Source organism: Flavobacterium sp. Leaf359 (assembly GCF_001423985.1).
Lineage (GTDB): Bacteria > Bacteroidota > Bacteroidia > Flavobacteriales > Flavobacteriaceae > Flavobacterium > Flavobacterium lindanitolerans.
Map to the genome: position 1 here is coordinate 69099 of NZ_LMPW01000015.1, position 18543 is coordinate 87641.

Genomic DNA, 18543 nt, shown 5'->3' on the forward strand with positions numbered 1-18543 from the left:
GAGGTACTAAGATGCTAAGGTTCAAAGGTGCTAAGTTTATGTGTTTGTGTACAAGAGGAAGTTGTTTTAAAAGAAATCTGTATAATCATTCCAATCTGTAGTTAAAAAAGGTGCTAAGTGACTAAGCTACTGAGTTACTAAGTTTGTTTTATATGTAAAAGAGAATTTATTTAAGTCAGTAGGGCAAATCAATTTACCATAAAACTTGTGCATGGTCATTTAAAACAGCAGAAAGACGTTAATTTTGTTGTAAAAGAATTGTCCCAAATCCAATGATGAAAGAAAAAGCTTATTTTTGAAAGGCTTATATAATTTTAAACCGTTACTGAATTGATGAAAATTACTTCTCTTATTGCTCTATTCTTATTTGCAGTTCAGCTTGCTTTCAGCCAGTCTGAAAACCCAGTGCATGGAAAGGTAACCACCGAGGGTTTTCCAACTGCCGGAATTGAAGTTATCAATCAAACAAGCGGTTCAGTGGTTGTGACAGATGCTTCGGGAAAATTTTCTATCAAGGCAAAAGTTGGCGATGTTCTGATTTTTGCAGGAAAAAATTATACATCCAGAAGGGTTACTCTTAATCAGAAAGATTTTGGAAAAACGGGTGTTGAAACAAACATGAACCAGGAAGCGATACAGTTGGTAGAAGTAGAGATTAAAAAAGAAGTAGATGATGTGAAACCAGAACCTCCGGCTGTAGCTCCACTGCGTTCGGTAGATAATATACTGAATTCTCCAACGAATATGATGGTCTACAACGGTGCCATAATTCACGGTCTTGATTTTGTAGCCATAGGTAAAATGGTTGGAAATCTTTTCAAGGGTAAGAAAAAAGACAAGGTAATATCCAACATAGAAATGAAGGAATATATTTCTGATAATTTCAATAAAGACTTTTTTCTCAATACTTTACAATTAAAAGAAGATGAAATAGAAATTTTCCTTGAATTCTGTTATGCCGATGCTAAGACGTCAACTCTTATCAATAATAATAACGTATTGGAAATAACCGATTTTTTGATTTCAAAAAAAGAAGAATTCAGAAAACTAAAAAACTAAGGCAACCCAATAAGTAAAAATCCAGTTCTTTTTTAAGTCTTGCCCACACCTAATAATATCTTTGCGGCTCTGCGCCTTTGCGAGATATTTTCACGCAAAGGCGCAGAGCCGCAACTATAAATTAAATTTAAAATGAGAATACTATCCGTAAGGCAAGAGCCTGAATATAAAGACATAGCCATAAAATACCTTCAGCAAAGCTGGCCTGAAGTTTCACCTATCATGTATGAAGACTGTATTTCAAACTGCATTGGTGCCGAACAATTTCTGCCACAATGGTATCTGTTGGAAAAAGACAATGAAATAATAGGCTGCGCAGGATTGATAACCAACGATTTTATCAGTCGCGGAGATTTGTATCCCTGGATTTGCGCCTTATACATTGATGAAGAACATAGAGGAAACAATTATGCAGCCCTGCTTTTAGAAAAGGCAAAACAGGATACGAAAACTGGCGGATTCAAATACCTGAATCTGTGTACCGACCATGTTGGTCATTACGAAAAATATGGTTTCCGATACATTGGACAAGGTTACCATCCCTGGGAAGAAGAATCGAGAATCTATCAGATAGAAGTATAAAGGAGGGCAATATTTTACCCTGATAATTTCTGTTGAGGTGTTTTTTGCTTTCTTTCTATTTCCGACTATCTTTGTAGCTTGTGAACACGAATTAACGTATAAAATAAATAAAACTCATGTCAGACGATAAGAAGGTAATTTTTTCGATGCAGAAAGTAAGCAAGACTTACCAAAGCAGCGACAAACAGGTATTAAAAAATATATATCTTAGTTTCTTTTACGGAGCTAAAATCGGTATTCTCGGACTTAACGGTTCGGGAAAATCTTCCTTATTAAGAATCATCGCCGGAGTAGATAAAAACTATCAGGGTGATGTGGTTTTTGCACCGGGTTATACCGTTGGTTATTTAGAGCAGGAGCCGCAACTGGATGAAAACAAAACCGTAATTGAAATTGTAAGAGAAGGTGTGGCTGAAACCATGGCTGTTTTAGACGAGTTCAACAAAATCAACGACCAGTTCGGATTACCGGAAGTTTATGAAGATGCAGACAAAATGCAGAAACTGATGGACCGTCAGGCTGAACTTCAGGACAAGATTGACGCTTTGGGTGCCTGGGAAATCGATACCAAGCTGGAAATAGCTATGGACGCATTACGTACTCCGGAACCGGATACACCAATTAAAGTGCTTTCAGGAGGAGAAAGAAGACGTGTGGCATTATGCCGACTTTTATTGCAACAACCGGACGTACTTTTGCTGGATGAGCCTACCAACCACTTAGATGCTGAATCCGTATTGTGGTTAGAGCAGCACCTTGCACAATATTCCGGAACCGTAATTGCCGTAACCCACGACCGTTATTTCTTAGATAATGTTGCCGGTTGGATTTTGGAATTGGATAGAGGTGAAGGTATTCCGTGGAAAGGGAACTATTCTTCATGGCTTGACCAGAAATCAAACAGAATGGCACAGGAAGAGAAAGTGGCTTCCAAAAGAAGAAAAACATTGGAGCGAGAGTTGGAATGGGTACGTCAGGGAGCCAAAGGCCGCCAGACCAAACAAAAAGCGCGTTTGCAAAACTACGACAAGCTTTTAAACGAAGACCAAAAACAACTGGATGAAAATCTGGAAATCTATATCCCGAACGGACCTCGTTTGGGAACAAACGTAATTGAGGCTAAAGGCGTAGCAAAAGGCTATGGCGACAAGCTTTTATACGAAGATTTGAATTTTACTTTGCCACAAGCCGGAATTGTGGGTATTATTGGGCCAAACGGTGCCGGTAAGACCACTATTTTCAGAATGATTATGGGCGAGGAAACTCCGGATAAAGGAGAGTTTACTATTGGAGAAACGGTTAAGATTGCTTACGTAGACCAAAGCCACTCTAATATTGACCCTAATAAATCTATCTGGGAAAACTTCTGCGATGGACAGGAATTAATCATGATGGGAGGAAAGCAGGTAAACTCAAGAGCCTACCTGAGCCGATTTAACTTTGGAGGAAGCGACCAGAATAAAAAAGTAAGTACGCTTTCCGGTGGAGAAAGAAACAGATTGCATCTGGCAATGACCCTAAAAGAAGAAGGAAACGTATTGCTTCTGGATGAGCCTACCAACGATTTGGATATTAATACGCTTCGTGCTTTGGAAGAAGGTCTTGAGAATTTTGCAGGCTGTGCAGTGGTTATTTCCCACGACCGTTGGTTCCTGGACAGAATCTGTACACACATTCTTGCTTTCGAAGGAAATTCTGAAGTTTATTTCTTTGAAGGAAGCTTCTCTGATTATGAAGAAAATAAGAAAAAACGCCTGGGTGGCGACCTGACACCAAAACGTATCAAGTACAAAAAATTAATACGAAATTAAAAAGTAACAAAATCTCGGTTCATACCGGGATTTTTTCATTATATAAGTATATTTGGATAAAAATTATCTATGCCCCGAAGTAGAATAATTTCATATGTTCTTATCTCATTATTTTTTTACAATCAGTCCTTTTCACAGGAGAAAGACTCATTAAACAAAGTAAGGGTTAAGATTTATGATCTCATATGCAAAGCAGATGGCCTACTCATAGACCTGAAATATATGGAATCGCTGCAGGTTTCAAAACAGGCTCTCAATCTGGCTTACAAAAACAAGCAATATGACTATGTTGCGATGTCCTACAATACTATTGCCGGTTGCCATGAAGAGCTTTTGAATACGAAAATGGCTCTTGCTTATTATAATAAGGCACTCCAATATTCACTGAAGACCAAAAATGACACCATAAAAGATTGGATTCATAACAATATTGGCAACATCTACAATTTTGTAATTAAAGATTACGATAAAGGAATCTACAATTATAAAAAATCATTACAATACGCCAATAAAGGAAAAGATACCACAGAGATTATCTTTACTGAAATGAACCTGGCCTGGGCTTATTTCAATAAAAAAGATTTTGAACAGGGTTATCCCTATGTTAAAGATGTTGAAAAGCATCTGGATAAATATGGCGATATAGAATCGAGAGTGATTGTAAACAATCTCTTAGGAATGTATTACAGCAATAAGGGAGATGCCAGGCGGGCCGGTTTTTATTTCAGGACAGCAATTGATTACGGAATCAGATACAAACAACAAAATGCTCTGGCAGATGCTTATGCCGAATATTCAAAACACCTGTATGAAATAAAAGATTATAAAAATGCGTATCTGAATAAAGTCAACTATGAAAAGCTGAAAGATGATTTGCACAATCATGAAAAAATGAAAAGTGCCCAGATAGCAGGTGTTCAGATTGAATTGGATGAATCAAGAAGAAAAATTGATAAAATTGAACTCGAAAAATATGCGCAGCAGGAAAATCTGAAAAATTCCAAAATCATCGTTATACTATTCCTGGCTATCCTTATCATTTTACTTCTGTTGCTTTATACTTTCTATAAAAACAGTATCTACAGAAAAAAAGTCAACCAGCAGCTTTTGGAAAGTAATGCCGAATTAAAAATTGCAAAAGACAAGGCCGAAGAATCTTCCAAATTAAAAAGCCAGTTTATTTCTACGGTAACCCACGAATTGAGGACTCCTTTGTATGGCGTCATAGGAGTTACCAATTTAATTCTGGACGAACATAAAGAATTGGAAAATAGCCCGCATATCAACTCTTTAAAGTTTTCGGCGCGTTATCTTCTTTCGCTTGTCAATGACCTGCTTCAGATTCATAAAATAGAAGATAAGAAAATTGTTTTGGAGGAATTACCGCTCAATATTATGGATGAAATTGAAAAGGTCAAGGAAGCCTTACAGTTCATTGCCATCAAAAACAAAAATAAAGTACTCATTGATGTAGGTATAGAAATACCGGAATATCTGATAGGCGATAAGCTGCGTTTGTCACAGATTTTGGTAAATCTTACCAGCAATGCCTTAAAATTTACACAAAACGGAACTATACGATTAACCGCAGCATTGGTGAAAAAGGTAGGCAATATACATCACATCAAATTTGAGATTGTGGATAATGGCTGTGGGATTGCGATAGAAAACCAGAACAAAATTTTTGAAAAATTTGTACAGATAGACCGGAAGGAAGGAGATTATCAGGGAACAGGGCTTGGCTTGTCTATCGTAAAACGTCTTTTGGAGCTTTTAGGAAGTACGATTCAACTGCAAAGTAAGGAAGGTGAGGGCACAACAGTAACATTTATTATTCCTTTTGAATATGATGCCAATGCCACAAAATCTTATATTGAAAACATAGATGTTGATACGACCAATAGTTCTTCCTATAAAATTCTGGTGGTAGAAGACAACAAAATCAACCAGATGGTGACCAAAAAAATCATTGAGAAAAACAATTACAAATGCGTTGTTGTTGATGACGGTTATGCCGCTCTTGAAATTCTTGACAAGGAAAATTTTGATGCTATCCTGATGGATATTAATATGCCGGTCATTAACGGATTTGAAACTACACGAATGATTCGCGACAAAGGTATTGACATTCCTGTAATTGCGCTTACTGCATTTGATAAGGATGAAATTACAGACGAAGCCAAATTGTCCGGAATGGACGACATCCTCATAAAACCATTTGAACCTCTGCGTTTATTTCAGATTATTAACAGCCAGATTGCTAAACATGTACATTAGCTTATCTGAAATTGATTTCGGCATAAATCGGAAGGTGGTCAGATGGATAACGGCAATCTTTTGAATCGCTCAATGTGGCAAATTTGACAACTTCCATCGTATTCCTGTTGATAAAAATATAGTCAATTCTTGTAGTCACCGGCTTATTAAATTCAAAAGCATTAAAAGTACCTTCGGGACCAAATACAATGCCTCTGCATACTTTTTGGGCATCGTCCATTTGTTCCTTAATCAATTGCAATGGTTGCGTATCAGCTTCAAGGTTGAAATCGCCGGTAAGGACAACAGGAAGATTGTCTCTGTTAATTTTTCTGATTTTTTCTAAAATAAGTTTAGAACTTTCGGCTCTGGCAATATCACCAACATGGTCAAAATGCGTATTGAATACCCATACTTTCTTTTTGTTTTTCTTGTTTTGGAACAAACCGTAAGTGCATACTCTGTTGTAGGCCGCATCCCAACCTTTTGATGGTTTTTCAGGAGTTTCAGACAGCCAGAAAGTGTTTTCTTCCAAAAGTTTGAACTTATCAGAGTTATAGAAAATAGCACTATGTTCCCCTTTTGATTTTCCATCGTCTCTGCCTTTCCCAATAAAACCATAACCGGTTAGCGTACTGTCAATATAGCTCATCTGTTGCGGTAATGCTTCCTGTACACCCATAAAATCCGGCATATAGAATTTCACCTGGTCTGTCAGGAATTCTTTTCGTTTTGACCATTGGTTATCGCCATCACTTTGGGTATCGAGACGGATGTTGTAGCTCATGATTTTAAGGTCTTGAGAAAATGTTACCTGACTTGCAAGCAGAAGAAAAAGAAAAACAGATTTCATGGTATGAGGAGATTATATCAGAAATACAAATTTAAGACAAAAAACGCTGGTTAATACCAGCGTTTCTTATTCTTTTTTGAGGCATCCGATTTTCTCGAATTATTTCCTTTAGATTTATTTTTATGACGGAAATCAGGTTTTGCATCCGGATTAGGTTCTTCTTCGTCTTTCCACGGATAGGGATGGTCGCCAATTGTTTTGACATTGACTTTGATGAGTCGCTGAATATCTTTCCAGTAGACTTCTTCGTCTTTGGAACAGAATGATATGGCAATACCACCATTTCCGGCACGTCCGGTTCTTCCAATTCTATGCACGTAGGTTTCCGGAACGTTAGGAAGATCAAAATTGATGATGTAAGGCAGCTTGTCAATATCGATTCCTCTTGCCGCAATATCGGTAGCAACAAGCACACCAACTTCCTTACTCTTAAAACTGTCCAATACGCGCTGTCTGGCATTTTGTGATTTATCACCATGAATGGCTTCAGCAGCTACGCCCTGTTTTCTTAGCGCTTTGACAACGTTGTCAGCACCGTGTTTGGTTCTGGCAAAAACAAGTACATCAGAAATTTTTTCATTTCGGATTAAATGGTATAATAATTTTCGCTTGTCAGTTTTATGAACAAAATAAATACGCTGTTCTACAGTTTCAGCTGTTGTTGACGGAGGAGAAACGGAAACATATTCCGGTTGGTTCAGAAAAGTTTCAGCCAATTCGCGGATAGCCATTGGCATAGTAGCCGAAAATAAAAGCGTCTGCCTGTTTTTTGGAGTAAGCTTTACTATCTTTTTCACATCATGGATAAACCCCATGTCAAGCATCTGGTCGGCTTCGTCCAGAACCAGGGTATGAAGGTGGTCAAGATTGATAAAACCTTGTTTGTGAAGGTCGAGCAATCTTCCCGGTGTAACGATTAGGATGTCAACGCCTTTTTTTAGGAGTTCTACTTGTGGCACTTGCGAAACACCACCAAAAATGGTTAGCTGTACCAGATTGGTATATTTTGCATAGGCGTCAAAACTTTGTCCTATTTGTACGGCCAATTCGCGGGTAGGCGTAACAACGAGCGCCCTGATTTGTTTTGTTTTCTTAGCGGAACCTACAATACGGTGCAAATGATGGACAATAGGAATAGCAAAAGCACCGGTTTTTCCGGTACCGGTTTGTGCACAGCCTACCAAATCATTTCCGGCCAGTATAATCGGGATGGATTTTTCCTGGATAGGAGTGGCTTCAATGTAGCCAAGTTCGTGAACGGCTGTTTGTATACTTTTAGAAAGAGATAAATCTTCAAATAACATAAAATCAAATTTAATAGTTGCATTAATTGCAAATATGCGGCAAAGATAGTCTTTAATTATTAAACGGATTCCTTTTGTTTTTTACCTCCCAAAAAGAACAAAGCCCCAATAATTGGAGCTTTGAACCCTATTAACCAAAAATAAAACAAACCAACATGCAACTACTCATGTTTTTTTCTATAGGCGATATAAAATACCTGCGGCAGGACAGTCAATGAAAAAATCATACAGAAAAGCAGGCCGCCTACAATCATAATGGCTAAAGGTTTTTGGATTTCGGAACCCATCCCTGATGAAAGCGCCGCAGGTAATAGACCCATGGAACCCATCAGCGCAATCATCACAATGGGACGAATTCTGCTGTAAACACCTTCGGAAATGGCTTGCTTTAAAGGCATTTTAGCCCGAAGATTATCTTTCATGACGGCAATCAAAATGATTCCGTTAATAGTGTTAACTCCAAAAAGGATAATAAAACCAATACCTGCGGAAATCCCGAAGATGGTTCCTGTCATCCATAACGAAAGGAAACCTCCCGCAAAGGCATACGGAATCGTACTGGTTGCAATCAATGTGTCTTTCATGTTTCCAAAATTGAAATACAGCAGGAACAGTATAAATAATAATACCACCGGAACAATAATTGCTAATTGTTTGGAAGCACGTTCCTTACTTTCGAATTCACCGGCCCATTTCATGGTGTTTTCTTTCGGAAGCTTGACTTCGGCAGCTACTTTTTTCTGGGCTTCTGCGATAGTACTGCCCAAATCACGTCCTTCAATACTGAAACCAATGGCAATGTAACGGCTGTTACCTTCTCTGTAAATAAAGGTTGGCCCGGTTTGATAGCTGACCGTTGCAATTTCACGCAGCGGCACTTTTTTACCGTCCATCGCAGGAATCAGGATATTTTCTATTTTTTCTTTAGAGTCTCTGTATTCTTTTTCAAAACGGATTCTAACATCAAACATACGTTCGTTTTCATAGAATGTAGTTGCCGCCTGACCGCCAATTGTCATCGCAATTACTGCCTGAGCATCAGAAGTTTTTACGCCATAGCGCGCCATTTTTGAATCATGCAACTGGATTCGCAATTCCGGCAGCCCAATATTTTTATACACATTCACATCTTCAATACCTTTTACAGGAGCAATTGATTTGGCTACCTTATTGGCATATTCTTCCAGTTTGAACAAATCATCACCAAATATTTTGATAACCAACGGACTTTTTACTCCGGCTACATATTCTTCAACATTATCCTGAATTGGCTGACTGAACCCGAAATTGATACCCGGATATTCTTCAAGCTTTTCTTTGATTTCAGCAATCAGGTCTTCTTTTGAAATTTTCCTTTTCCATTCGTTCTGGTGGTTCAGTTCCATGTGAAATTCAATGTTGAAAAAGCCGGTTGGATCGGTTCCGTCATTTGGCCTTCCGGTTTGGGAAAGGATGAATTTTACCTCGTCAAATTTCTGGAGCTTCGTTTTCATTTCTTTGGTGAGACGTACGGATTCATCAAGATTGATGCTGTTTGGTAACGTAGCGCGAATATAGATGGCTCCTTCATTCAGTTTAGGAATAAACTCTGAACCATAGAACATAAATCGTCCAAAGCAAATGGCAAGCAGGATTGCAAAACCATATACGGTAGCCCTGCGATGCTTTTCGCTCCACTGGAACATTTTATAAAGATTCTCTCTAAAGAATCGGGAAATCCTGTTTTCCTTTTCAACAATGTTTTTGGTTAGCAGCACCTTGCACATCGCTGGAACATAAGTAAGGCTCAATATCAATGAACCTACTAAAGCATAGCCCAAAGTAAATGCCAACGGCGAGAACATTTTTCCTTCTACTTTCTGGAAAGAGAAAATAGGCAACAAGGCAACGATTAATATGATTAGGGCAAAGAAAATATAGGTTGCCACGCTTCCCACACTTTTTTTGATAAGTCCCATTTTTGACATATTGTTGAAACGCTGCATTCCCACCTTATGCGCTTTCTTTTCGAGCGAGACAAAAACCTGTTCCACAATGACGAGCGTTCCTTCCAGCAGCAATCCAAAATCAAGCGCACCCATAGAAATCAGGTTGGCCGGAAGTCCCTGTATGCGCAACATGATGATGGCAAACAAAAACGAAAGCGGAATTACAGAGGCAACAATAACGGTCGTACGCCAGTTGTACATGAAGATGAAAACAATTAGCGAAACGAGCAATACACCTTCAATCAGGTTTTTTGTAACCGTATGGACGGTGGTGTTGACCAATTCGGTTCTGTCTATAAAAGATTCAATGGTTACACCTTTTGGTAAGATTCTTTCATTCAGTTCGTCGATTCGGGTTCTTAGGTTGGCAATGACTTCACTAGGATTTTCTCCGCGAAGCATGACAACGATTCCCTCTACCAAATCGTCATTATTGTCTAATCCTACTTGTCCTAATCGGGGTTTAGAACCAATTTTTACTTCTGCGACGTGTTTTACCAGAATAGGAGTAGAACCTTTTACTTCAATCAGTATGTTTCCGATATCGTCAATATTGTCCAGTAAGCCTACACCACGCACTACATAAGCCTGGTCACCACGCTGTATGACATCACCACCCACATTGATATTGCTTTTGGAAACCGCTTCATAAACGTCAAGAGGCGAGAGGTCATAGTTGACAAGTTCTGTCGGATTGATTTTTATTTCGTAGATTTTTTCTTCTCCACCAAAACTTACTACGTTAGCAACACCCGGAACCGAAACCAATTCCCGTTCAATTACCCAGTCCTGTATGGCAGTAAGTTCTTTTATAGGCAGGTCGCCCTTTACAACATAACGGAAAATTTCGCCGGTGGCACCATAAGGCGGGTCAATCTCAGCATCGGCTCCTTCGGGAAGGCTAACACTTGCCATTCTGTTGGAGGCATATTGTTGGGCATAAAAATCGTCTACGTCCTCATTAAAAAGAACCGTAACAACAGACAATCCGAAAAGCGAAATGGAACGAACCTCCGCTTTTTTCGGGATGGTATTCATCTGCTTTGAAATGGGCAGGGTGATGAATTTTTCTACTTCTTCGGCACTTCGTCCCGGCCATTGCGTGATGATTCGCGCTCTTGTGTTGGTGACATCCGGAAATGCCTCAATAGGAGTGTGCATATAACTTATGATTCCTCCGGCAAACAACAACACGGTTGCAAAGAATACGATAAGCGAATTTTTGAGCGAGAACGCTACTATACTTTGTACTAGCTTTTGCATTGTAATGTTATTTTAGGCTTTCATAAATCAGTAGCTGATTTTTAGAAATAATTTTTTCATTTTCCTGGATTCCCTTGTCGAAATAAACGACCTCCCTGTTTTTAGTTACAGGGTCTACCTGTCTGATTTCAAGATTGCAATCGTCTTTGTAGACAACCAGAAAATTTTGATTGTCGTCAAAAATCACAGCTTTTACCGGTACCGCAAGTAAGGATTCAGCAGAAGCGTTGGATTTGTTCAGGATAATATCAGCAGACATGCCCGGTTTTAGCTTCAAGTCGGTATTTTTCATCACGATTCGTGCTTTTAAGACATGTTCTTCAGCATCGAATACTTGTGATAAAGCCGAAATTTTTCCGCTAAAGACTTCATCCGGATAAGCCAATGTTTTGATTTTTACCTCCATATTTTCTTTGATATTCTGCATGTCCGTTGCATAAATATTAACCATAACCCAAACCTCATTCAGGTCGGATATGGTAAACAGGGGTTCGCTGCCTGAAGAAATCTGCATTCCTGAGCTCATGTTTTTGGCAACTATAAAACCATTGGACGGAGCCTTGATTTGGAACACAGATTTTTCAGGACTAGCACTATACAATGCCAGGTTACTTTTTATGTTTTCAAGTGAAGCTTTCAGCACTTTGACTTCGCTTTCTGCCTGAATAAGGTCTTTTTGGGATGCAATCCCGTCTTCAAACATTGATTTCACGGAGGCAAGCTGTCGCTGTGCTACAGCCAATTGTGATTCAACCGATTTATTTTCAGATTGTAATCCGTTAAGTTCCGTACTTTTAATTTCGGCCAATACCTGTCCTTTTTTGACATAATCGCCCAAAGAGAAATAAGTGTTGGTTACCACGCCATTAATGAGGCTTGTAAACTGTATCACATTATCAGAATTGTAAGTAACATTTCCGGTCAGCGTAAAAGTTTCTGAAACGGGTTCTCTTTTTATTTCTTCAATGGTGACTTTCTTTTTAAGGTCGTCGTTGAGACAGAATTTTTCGTTTTTTTCAGTAACAGTTTCTTTTTCGTTACAACTGAAAAGCAACGCTAATGGCATTAAATAGATATATTTCATGATATGTGTTTTCTGAATTAGAGAAGATTAAAGCTCTTTGCCTATTACAAACTGCAGTTCCTCAAAATGTTCATTCAGTTCTTTTTTAGAATCCAGAATGATGGTTTTGTTTTCGAGATAAGCATTGACAAAGTCCAGATATTCCAGCATGCTGGTGTTTCTCAAGGTGAAGTTTTTCTGATGGCTTTCCAAAAGCAGGTCTAAGTCTTTTTCATAAGAGGCCTCGATATTTTCGTATAATCTTTTGGATACGACCAAATCTTCATAAGCCTGAATGACTTCATTCTGTGCCTGATTGTTTTTTTCTTCTTTCATATACTGGCTTTTTTGGATTTCTATTTTGGCAGATTTGATGTTTCCCTGGTTTCTGCTGAAAAAGGGAAGGTCTATGGCAAATCCCACACCCACAAAGTCATTCATGATGTTTCCACCTCTGTCATAACTGGCTAATAAAGTGACATCAGGTGTGCGTTGTGACAATTCATATTTATATTTCCGGTTATTGTATTTCTCTTCAAGAACCGATGCCTTTACATCCGGACGGCTTTCCAAAGCAGCAGATGCCAGTTCAGCAAGATTGATATTGGCTACTTTATCCAAATCCGGTACGAATTTGTCTATGCTTATTTTAAGATAGCTTTGCGGAGGAAGGTTCATCAGCGTTTTGAGTTCTTTTTGGAGCTGGTTGTTTTCTTTTTGCAAATCGCTTAATTGTTTTACAAATTCGAGTTCGGAGGCTTTCAGACGGATGAATTCGCTTTTGCTGATATTCCCTTGTTTCGCCTGATTGGAATAGGCAGTAAGAAGTTTTTGGATAGAAGTCAGTTGCTTTTTATACAGGTTCTGTTTTTCCTGAGTATACTGTAACTGCGTCAGGTTGTTTCGGAATTCGACTTTTAGAATACGCAGGAAGTCCTGAAAATATTCCTGTGCAATTTCTACGCCTACTTTTTCCATTTCAATCTGCTTCTTTCTTTTTCGTGCGGTATAGATGAGTTGTTCCAAACCAACAGTTACTTCAGAAGTTTTTCCCCAATTTCCAAAAATGGGAGGAAGCTGTTCTGATTTTGCATTTGACCATAAGTTGATTTCACCCACTTCCAAACGCGGATTCGGCCACAATCTGGCCTGGATTACCTGAGCTTCTGCCTGGTCGATATTCAGCTTTTCAGACAGCAGTCTCAGGTTGTTTTTTAGAAAAATAGTTTCGGCTTCAGCTCTGGAAACCGATATGGTATCTCTTGCTGTAGTATTCTGTGCTTTGCCGGATAGGCAAAAGCTTGTAAAAATGGCGGTAAAAAAAATGCGTTTCAATTTGAGTCTATTTTATGACTGCAAATCTATATCGCAAAGATTATAGCCCTATTTGAGCCGCATTAGAAGTAGATTAATCCAACATTAGAAAACGATTAGAGTTTTGGGAACAGTAGTGTAATACGGGTTCCGGAGTTTTCTTCTGAATGAATTGCAAACTGTATGTTGTTTTGTTTAAAAATAATAGTTGCCAGTGAAAGTCCAATACCGCTTCCTTTGATATTGCCTACATTTTTGCCACGATAAAAGGTCTGCTGTATGTAGTTCAGGTCTTCTTTTAGAATACCTTTCCCATAATCCTCTATTATAATTTGAAGTTGATTGTTCACCTCTGAAAGTGAAATTTTTATAGGATTTCCTTCTGAATATTTTACGGCATTTTCTATCAGATTGTACAATGCCAGCCTGATTTGTACTTCATTACCTTTAACAGATAGCAATTCCTCATTTTTTACGTCTAAATCAATACCGATTTCCTGCTTTTCGTGTGTTTCAAAAATCTGGTCGTTGATGTCCCAAACGGTTTCATCAATACGGAAAGTTTCATTTTCCTGATGGATAGTTTTCAGTCCGGAAAGCATCATGAGATTGTTTAGTATTTCTTCGATATGGTAGACATTTTCCAATGCCTCCGAAGTTACTTTTTGGTATTCTTCCGGCGTTCTGTCCTTTTGGGCAAAAACTTCCAGATTTCCGGAAATTGAAGCTAAAGGCGTTTTAAACTCGTGTGAAACGTAGTTGATAAAATTCTTTTGTATGGCAAAAGTATCCGAAAGACGGCTCAAAAGATTGTTGAATGTGGCTATCAGTTCCTGTACTTCGTCATTTGTATTAGAAGATAAAATAGGGTCATCTAAGGAGCTTAATTCCATCGAATTAACCTGGTTGATAACATTTGTAATTGGGCGATACGCAATATTGGAAAGTAACCGGCTTAGGAGGAAAATCAAAAATAGTCCACCAAATAAAACGACAATCATAATAACCAGCAATCGGTTGGTTTGCGACTTGAATACTTCGCTTTTTGTTTTTACAAATACCACAAAATCTCCCTGGTTGTCATTATAAAAGATTCCGTAATAAAAGTGGTTGTTGGACTTAAAGCTAAGTTTTTTGTTTTTGCGGATAAAGTTAAGATTCGTAGGATTTATGTTCCTGTCGGCTTCCTTTTCACCATAAACAATAACATTATTGAGGTCGTAAACCCGAACGATATCATTTTGGATATTCTCCTCAAATTGTTCTTTAATAGCGGAGTGTTCGTAGTGCGGGAGTTCATCTTTTTCAAGATAATAGATGGCAGAGAGCAGGCAGGTTTTCTGCAATTCTTTAAAGACAACCTTTTCAGAACTGTTGTAGAATGCAAAATAAATCAAAACCGACGCGATAATGAAAACAAATCCAAAAGTAAGGGATGAGATTAACGTTAAGCGGTTTCGGATTTTCATAAACTATTCTTTGAGCATGTAGCCGGTTCCTTTGATGGTATGGATGAATTTATGCTGGTTTTCGTCAATTTTGTTTCTAAGATAAGAAATATATACGTCTACCACATTCGTATTATTGTCATAATGGATGCCCCAAACGGCATTTAGGATTTGTGTTCTGGAAACGACCTTGTTCTTGTTCTCCAATAAAAACAAAAGCAGTTTGTATTCTCTTGGCGACAAATCAATAGGCTGGTCATTTTGAAAAACGGAATGCTCGTCAAGATTGACCGTCAGGTTATGGCAAAAATAAACCTGTTCTTTTTCTTTATAATTGAATTTGGTTCTTCTTGTCAACGCATTTATCCTCGAAATCAATTCTTTGAAATGAAAAGGCTTAACCAGATAATCATCAGCCCCGCTATCTAAGGCAGCTACTTTATTGTCTGCATCATCCAGCGCACTCAATACCAGAATAGGGGTATGGTTTTTTTTGAATCGGATGAGTTTCGTAAGCTGTATTCCATCTATGCCGGGCAGCATAATATCCATCAGGATGATATCCCATTCGTTTTCCGACACCATTTCGCGTGCAATTTCTCCGGTAACGGCAAGGGTAACGGAAAAACCGTTTTCTTCCAGTCCCTTGATTACAAAATCGCTGATTCGTTTGTCGTCTTCAATGAGAAGTATATTCATCTATTTTTCTATTTCGCTCTTGGCTTTCATAAAATCGGTTACAAGATAACCTATTAATTTTCCAACCAGATGGCTATTTTTGGAATCTCCCAAATCAGGAGCTCCTTCGCAAATATGGAGATAGCACGCATTTGGGTCCTGGCTGAAAAAATGGATAAACTGACGTACTTCTTCTACAGAAAAGCCGCTCAATGTCATCGCGCTGCTTGGTATTCCGGGAATGGAATCCAAATCAATTTCGATACCGTAAAAGTCATTTCGGATAAACGAATACGCTCTTTCCATTTCCAATCTGAAATCTTTTTCTTTGCGGATGTTGATTTCGTCATAGGTATTGATTCGAACCCTGTCTTCCAGTTTTTTTATTTCATGCAGCACACTTTTGGAGGTATAGCTTTCGTGTAGCCCAAAAACAAAATATTTTTTCAGAAAGCCTTCTTCATACGCATACGAAAAACCGTTGCCGCTGTGTCTTCCTTCCAATATTCTGAAATCGGAATGGGCGTCAAAATTAACTGCATTGATGGCTTTTCCTTTGGCAAGAGCAGTTCCTTTGATATTTCCATAGGCATTGTTATGTCCGCCACCTATAATAATCGGAATTTTTCCGGCTTTAACGATATTGAAAATAATATGCGAAACTTCCTTGTCAATCTTTTCTACTACTTTGGAAAGCTGTTTGCGTTCTTCAATAATATTAAAATCCAGATTTTCTACTTCTTTCATTTCTTCGGCCACATCCAAATGGCCCAGGACTAAAATCTGGTTGCCTTTGCTAAAGCGGTTGTGCTGGATATTGGCAATGCTTTTTATAGTACTTTCCCAGGCAGAAGCAGCTCCCGGTCGTCCGTAATTGGCCCGTACGCCAATGTCTTCCGGAATTCCGAACAACACAAATTTCGCATCGGAATTTTTTAGGTATTCTGAAGCATCCGCCCCTTTTGGGATGGTCTGCATTTTTTCGCCAAATTTGACCTCACCGCTTCGAAAATTAGTTACTCTTGCTAAATCGTGCACAGTGAAGGGAATAAGCTTTTCCATAAAAAATATTTAGGTTCAAAAATAATATAATTATATAAACTTACGTTAAGTGTCTTATAAATCCCCCAAAAAATTATTTAATTTGTTTAAACCATTACCACTACTATTATGGAAAATCAAAAAAGCAATTCGAGCTTAAAAGCGATTATCGTCGTTTTGGCAATTCTGCTCGCGGGGAGTTTAGTCTACATGTACAAAATGAGCAGCGATGCAAAATCTACAGAAACTCTTTTAGTCAAGGACAAAGAGACTGCAATGAATGACCTCGCCGCTCTGAAAACCAAATTAGATGCTGCTATCGCAGAAAACACATCCATATCGGATGAGCTGATTGCAGAAAGAGAAAAAGTTGTCAAACTGATGGCTGACCTCGAAAAATCAAAAGGAGACGTGGCTTCTCTGAAAAAATACCAAAGCCAATACAATGCTCTTAACGCCAAATTTAATGCATTAGCGAAAGAAAACGGATTACTGAAAAATCAGAATTCGCTTTTAGCTTCCAAAAATGACAGTATTTCTATGGCCTTAGGAGAAGCTAAGAGATTTAACGACACATTGGTCATTCAAAATGAAAATCTGGCCAAAACCGTTGAAAAAGCTTCGAAGCTAACAGTAATGAATTTAAGAACTGAAGCCATCAAAGAAAGAAGTTCAGGAAAACAGGTTGTAACCGAAAGAGCAAGAAGAGCGGATAAGCTTAAAGTTTGTTTTGCTATTGCGCAAAATGAGGTTGCCAAATCAGGAAACAAGCTGTACTACGTTCAAATCATCGACAGCAAAAACAACGTGTTAGGTGAGAAAAAGACAGAAGCTTTTGGTGATATGTCATTGACTTACAGCTTCACAACTACAGTGGCCTATGAAAATAAAGCAGTAGATGTCTGCGAATTTTTGGATGGCAATGGCGTAGATTTTGAAAAAGGCACCTACTTTGTAAATATTTTTGACAAAGGAACGTTGGTTTCAAAAACAAGCTTTACGCTGAAATAAGACAAACAAAGCACCAAAACTTAAACTGCATAGAAAAGGAGCCAATTGGCTCCTTTTTTTAATCATGGTTTCCGTTCTATTCTGCTAATAGCTAAAATTTTATTGAGTTTTGAATAACTTAATGGTATAATCAAGTAATTCATGGTTTCCATATTTTCCGTGTCCCGGAACGATAATTTTTACATCAGGATATTCCTTTTTGATTTTTTCAACCGTCTTTGACCAGGCGGAAATATTGGCGTCTCCTAAATATCCCTTACTTGCCTTTAGTTCTTTTAATAAACATCCTCCAAATAATATATTCTCACTTGGGAAATAACCAACAACATTGTCTTTTGTATGGCCTTCTCCGAAAAATTTTGTAATGGTTTCTTTATCTCCCACTTTTAATATTACGGAATCATTAAAGCTATTTTTAGGAATAGTAAAATTATTTTCTTTGGCTAATTCAACGGTTTTAATATAGGCATAAGAAGGAATATTGTGATTATGAAATGCTTCTAATCCTCCAAGACAGTCGTCATGAAAGTGAGTTGGAATAATGGCATTAATTTTTGAATGAAGAATGTCATTTATCCATTTTATTAATTCTTCCGAAATAGTGTTATTGACTGGCGTATCAAAAACAATAGTTTCATTATTGTCTCTTACTATGAGTCCATTACAGGGAACATTGCCAAAATCATTGGTTTGTTTAAATGAAGTATGGATAAAAGAATTTTTTGATATTTGAGTAATGGTCAGATTATCAGATTTATAAATTTCTTTTGCTTTAAAATTGTCTTTTTTCTGGGAATTACAACTTATGGCAATAAAATAGAATAAAATAGCAGTAAAGATATTTTTAATCATTGTTTATAGTTATTAAAATG

General features: G+C 38.0%; 14 protein-coding genes. 5 read left to right on the top strand and 9 right to left on the bottom strand.

All coding sequences use genetic code 11. The features are described 5' to 3' along the window. Nucleotides 1-333 precede the first annotated feature (333 nt). The 4 genes from ASG38_RS15600 (at nt 334) to ASG38_RS15615 (ending at nt 5729) form a co-directional block, all read left to right on the top strand. Entirely contained in the window at nt 334-1059 is a 726-nt protein-coding gene (locus ASG38_RS15600; protein WP_056073204.1) for a hypothetical protein, read from the top strand. Between the two features lie 132 nt (nt 1060-1191). After that, entirely contained in the window at nt 1192-1641 is a 450-nt protein-coding gene (locus ASG38_RS15605) for a GNAT family N-acetyltransferase (protein ID WP_056073208.1), read from the top strand. Nucleotides 1642-1757: 116 nt separating this feature from the next. After that, nucleotides 1758-3452: an energy-dependent translational throttle protein EttA gene (gene ettA / locus ASG38_RS15610; RefSeq protein WP_056073210.1), complete on the top strand. Its 1695-nt coding sequence runs from the start codon at nt 1758-1760 to the stop codon at nt 3450-3452. A gap of 69 nt (nt 3453-3521) precedes the next feature. Then, nucleotides 3522-5729 carry an ATP-binding protein gene (locus ASG38_RS15615; RefSeq protein ID WP_056073213.1) on the top strand — a complete coding sequence of 736 codons (2208 nt, stop codon included), beginning with the start codon at nt 3522-3524 and terminating at the stop codon, nt 5727-5729. Between the two features lies 1 nt (nt 5730). Here the strand turns inward: ASG38_RS15615 and ASG38_RS15620 are convergent, their stop codons facing one another. The 8 genes from ASG38_RS15620 to ASG38_RS15655 all read right to left on the bottom strand — a co-directional run bounded on the left by ASG38_RS15620 (nt 5731) and on the right by ASG38_RS15655 (nt 16681). Continuing rightward, on the bottom strand, nt 5731-6561 hold the full coding sequence (locus ASG38_RS15620) for an endonuclease/exonuclease/phosphatase family protein (protein ID WP_056073215.1): 831 nt from the start codon (nt 6559-6561) through the stop codon (nt 5731-5733). A 50-nt stretch (nt 6562-6611) separates the two neighbouring features. Next, the gene (locus ASG38_RS15625) at nt 6612-7865 is read right to left on the bottom strand and encodes a DEAD/DEAH box helicase (protein WP_056073218.1); all 1254 of its coding nucleotides are present in this window, start codon (nt 7863-7865) and stop codon (nt 6612-6614) included. Nucleotides 7866-8026: 161 nt separating this feature from the next. Next, nucleotides 8027-11116, bottom strand: coding sequence for an efflux RND transporter permease subunit (locus ASG38_RS15630; RefSeq protein ID WP_056073221.1), 3090 nt, complete (start codon nt 11114-11116; stop codon nt 8027-8029). Nucleotides 11117-11123: 7 nt separating this feature from the next. After that, entirely contained in the window at nt 11124-12200 is a 1077-nt protein-coding gene (locus ASG38_RS15635) for an efflux RND transporter periplasmic adaptor subunit (RefSeq protein WP_056073224.1), read from the bottom strand. Between the two features lie 27 nt (nt 12201-12227). Then, entirely contained in the window at nt 12228-13514 is a 1287-nt protein-coding gene (locus tag ASG38_RS15640; protein WP_056073226.1) for a TolC family protein, read from the bottom strand. 95 nt (nt 13515-13609) lie between these two features. After that, nucleotides 13610-14962, bottom strand: coding sequence for a HAMP domain-containing sensor histidine kinase (locus tag ASG38_RS15645; protein WP_056073229.1), 1353 nt, complete (start codon nt 14960-14962; stop codon nt 13610-13612). A gap of 3 nt (nt 14963-14965) precedes the next feature. Continuing rightward, complete coding sequence (locus ASG38_RS15650; RefSeq protein WP_056073232.1) at nt 14966-15640, bottom strand: response regulator transcription factor; 675 nt, start codon at nt 15638-15640, stop codon at nt 14966-14968. Continuing rightward, the gene (locus ASG38_RS15655; protein WP_056073234.1) at nt 15641-16681 is read right to left on the bottom strand and encodes a formimidoylglutamase; all 1041 of its coding nucleotides are present in this window, start codon (nt 16679-16681) and stop codon (nt 15641-15643) included. Nucleotides 16682-16789: 108 nt separating this feature from the next. On the opposite strand from ASG38_RS15655, the gene ASG38_RS15660 reads away from it, so the two are divergent. Next, nucleotides 16790-17671, top strand: a complete 882-nt coding sequence (locus tag ASG38_RS15660) for a hypothetical protein (protein ID WP_056073237.1) — start codon at nt 16790-16792, stop codon at nt 17669-17671. A gap of 99 nt (nt 17672-17770) precedes the next feature. On the opposite strand, the gene blaCHM is transcribed toward ASG38_RS15660, so the two are convergent. Next, on the bottom strand, nt 17771-18523 hold the full coding sequence (gene blaCHM / locus ASG38_RS15665) for a CHM family subclass B1 metallo-beta-lactamase (protein WP_056073240.1): 753 nt from the start codon (nt 18521-18523) through the stop codon (nt 17771-17773). Nucleotides 18524-18543: the final 20 nt, after the last annotated feature.

Coding starts and splice junctions, on each gene's coding strand:
- ASG38_RS15630 (WP_056073221.1), bottom strand. CDS start 11,116: ATGCAAAAGCTAGTACAAAGTATAGTAGCGTTCTCGCTCAAAAATTCG.
- ettA (WP_056073210.1), top strand. CDS start 1,758: ATGTCAGACGATAAGAAGGTAATTTTTTCGATGCAGAAAGTAAGCAAG.
- ASG38_RS15600 (WP_056073204.1), top strand. CDS start 334: ATGAAAATTACTTCTCTTATTGCTCTATTCTTATTTGCAGTTCAGCTT.
- ASG38_RS15605 (WP_056073208.1), top strand. CDS start 1,192: ATGAGAATACTATCCGTAAGGCAAGAGCCTGAATATAAAGACATAGCC.
- ASG38_RS15655 (WP_056073234.1), bottom strand. CDS start 16,681: ATGGAAAAGCTTATTCCCTTCACTGTGCACGATTTAGCAAGAGTAACT.
- ASG38_RS15650 (WP_056073232.1), bottom strand. CDS start 15,640: ATGAATATACTTCTCATTGAAGACGACAAACGAATCAGCGATTTTGTA.
- ASG38_RS15635 (WP_056073224.1), bottom strand. CDS start 12,200: ATGAAATATATCTATTTAATGCCATTAGCGTTGCTTTTCAGTTGTAAC.
- blaCHM (WP_056073240.1), bottom strand. CDS start 18,523: ATGATTAAAAATATCTTTACTGCTATTTTATTCTATTTTATTGCCATA.
- ASG38_RS15625 (WP_056073218.1), bottom strand. CDS start 7,865: ATGTTATTTGAAGATTTATCTCTTTCTAAAAGTATACAAACAGCCGTT.
- ASG38_RS15645 (WP_056073229.1), bottom strand. CDS start 14,962: ATGAAAATCCGAAACCGCTTAACGTTAATCTCATCCCTTACTTTTGGA.
- ASG38_RS15615 (WP_056073213.1), top strand. CDS start 3,522: ATGCCCCGAAGTAGAATAATTTCATATGTTCTTATCTCATTATTTTTT.
- ASG38_RS15620 (WP_056073215.1), bottom strand. CDS start 6,561: ATGAAATCTGTTTTTCTTTTTCTTCTGCTTGCAAGTCAGGTAACATTT.
- ASG38_RS15660 (WP_056073237.1), top strand. CDS start 16,790: ATGGAAAATCAAAAAAGCAATTCGAGCTTAAAAGCGATTATCGTCGTT.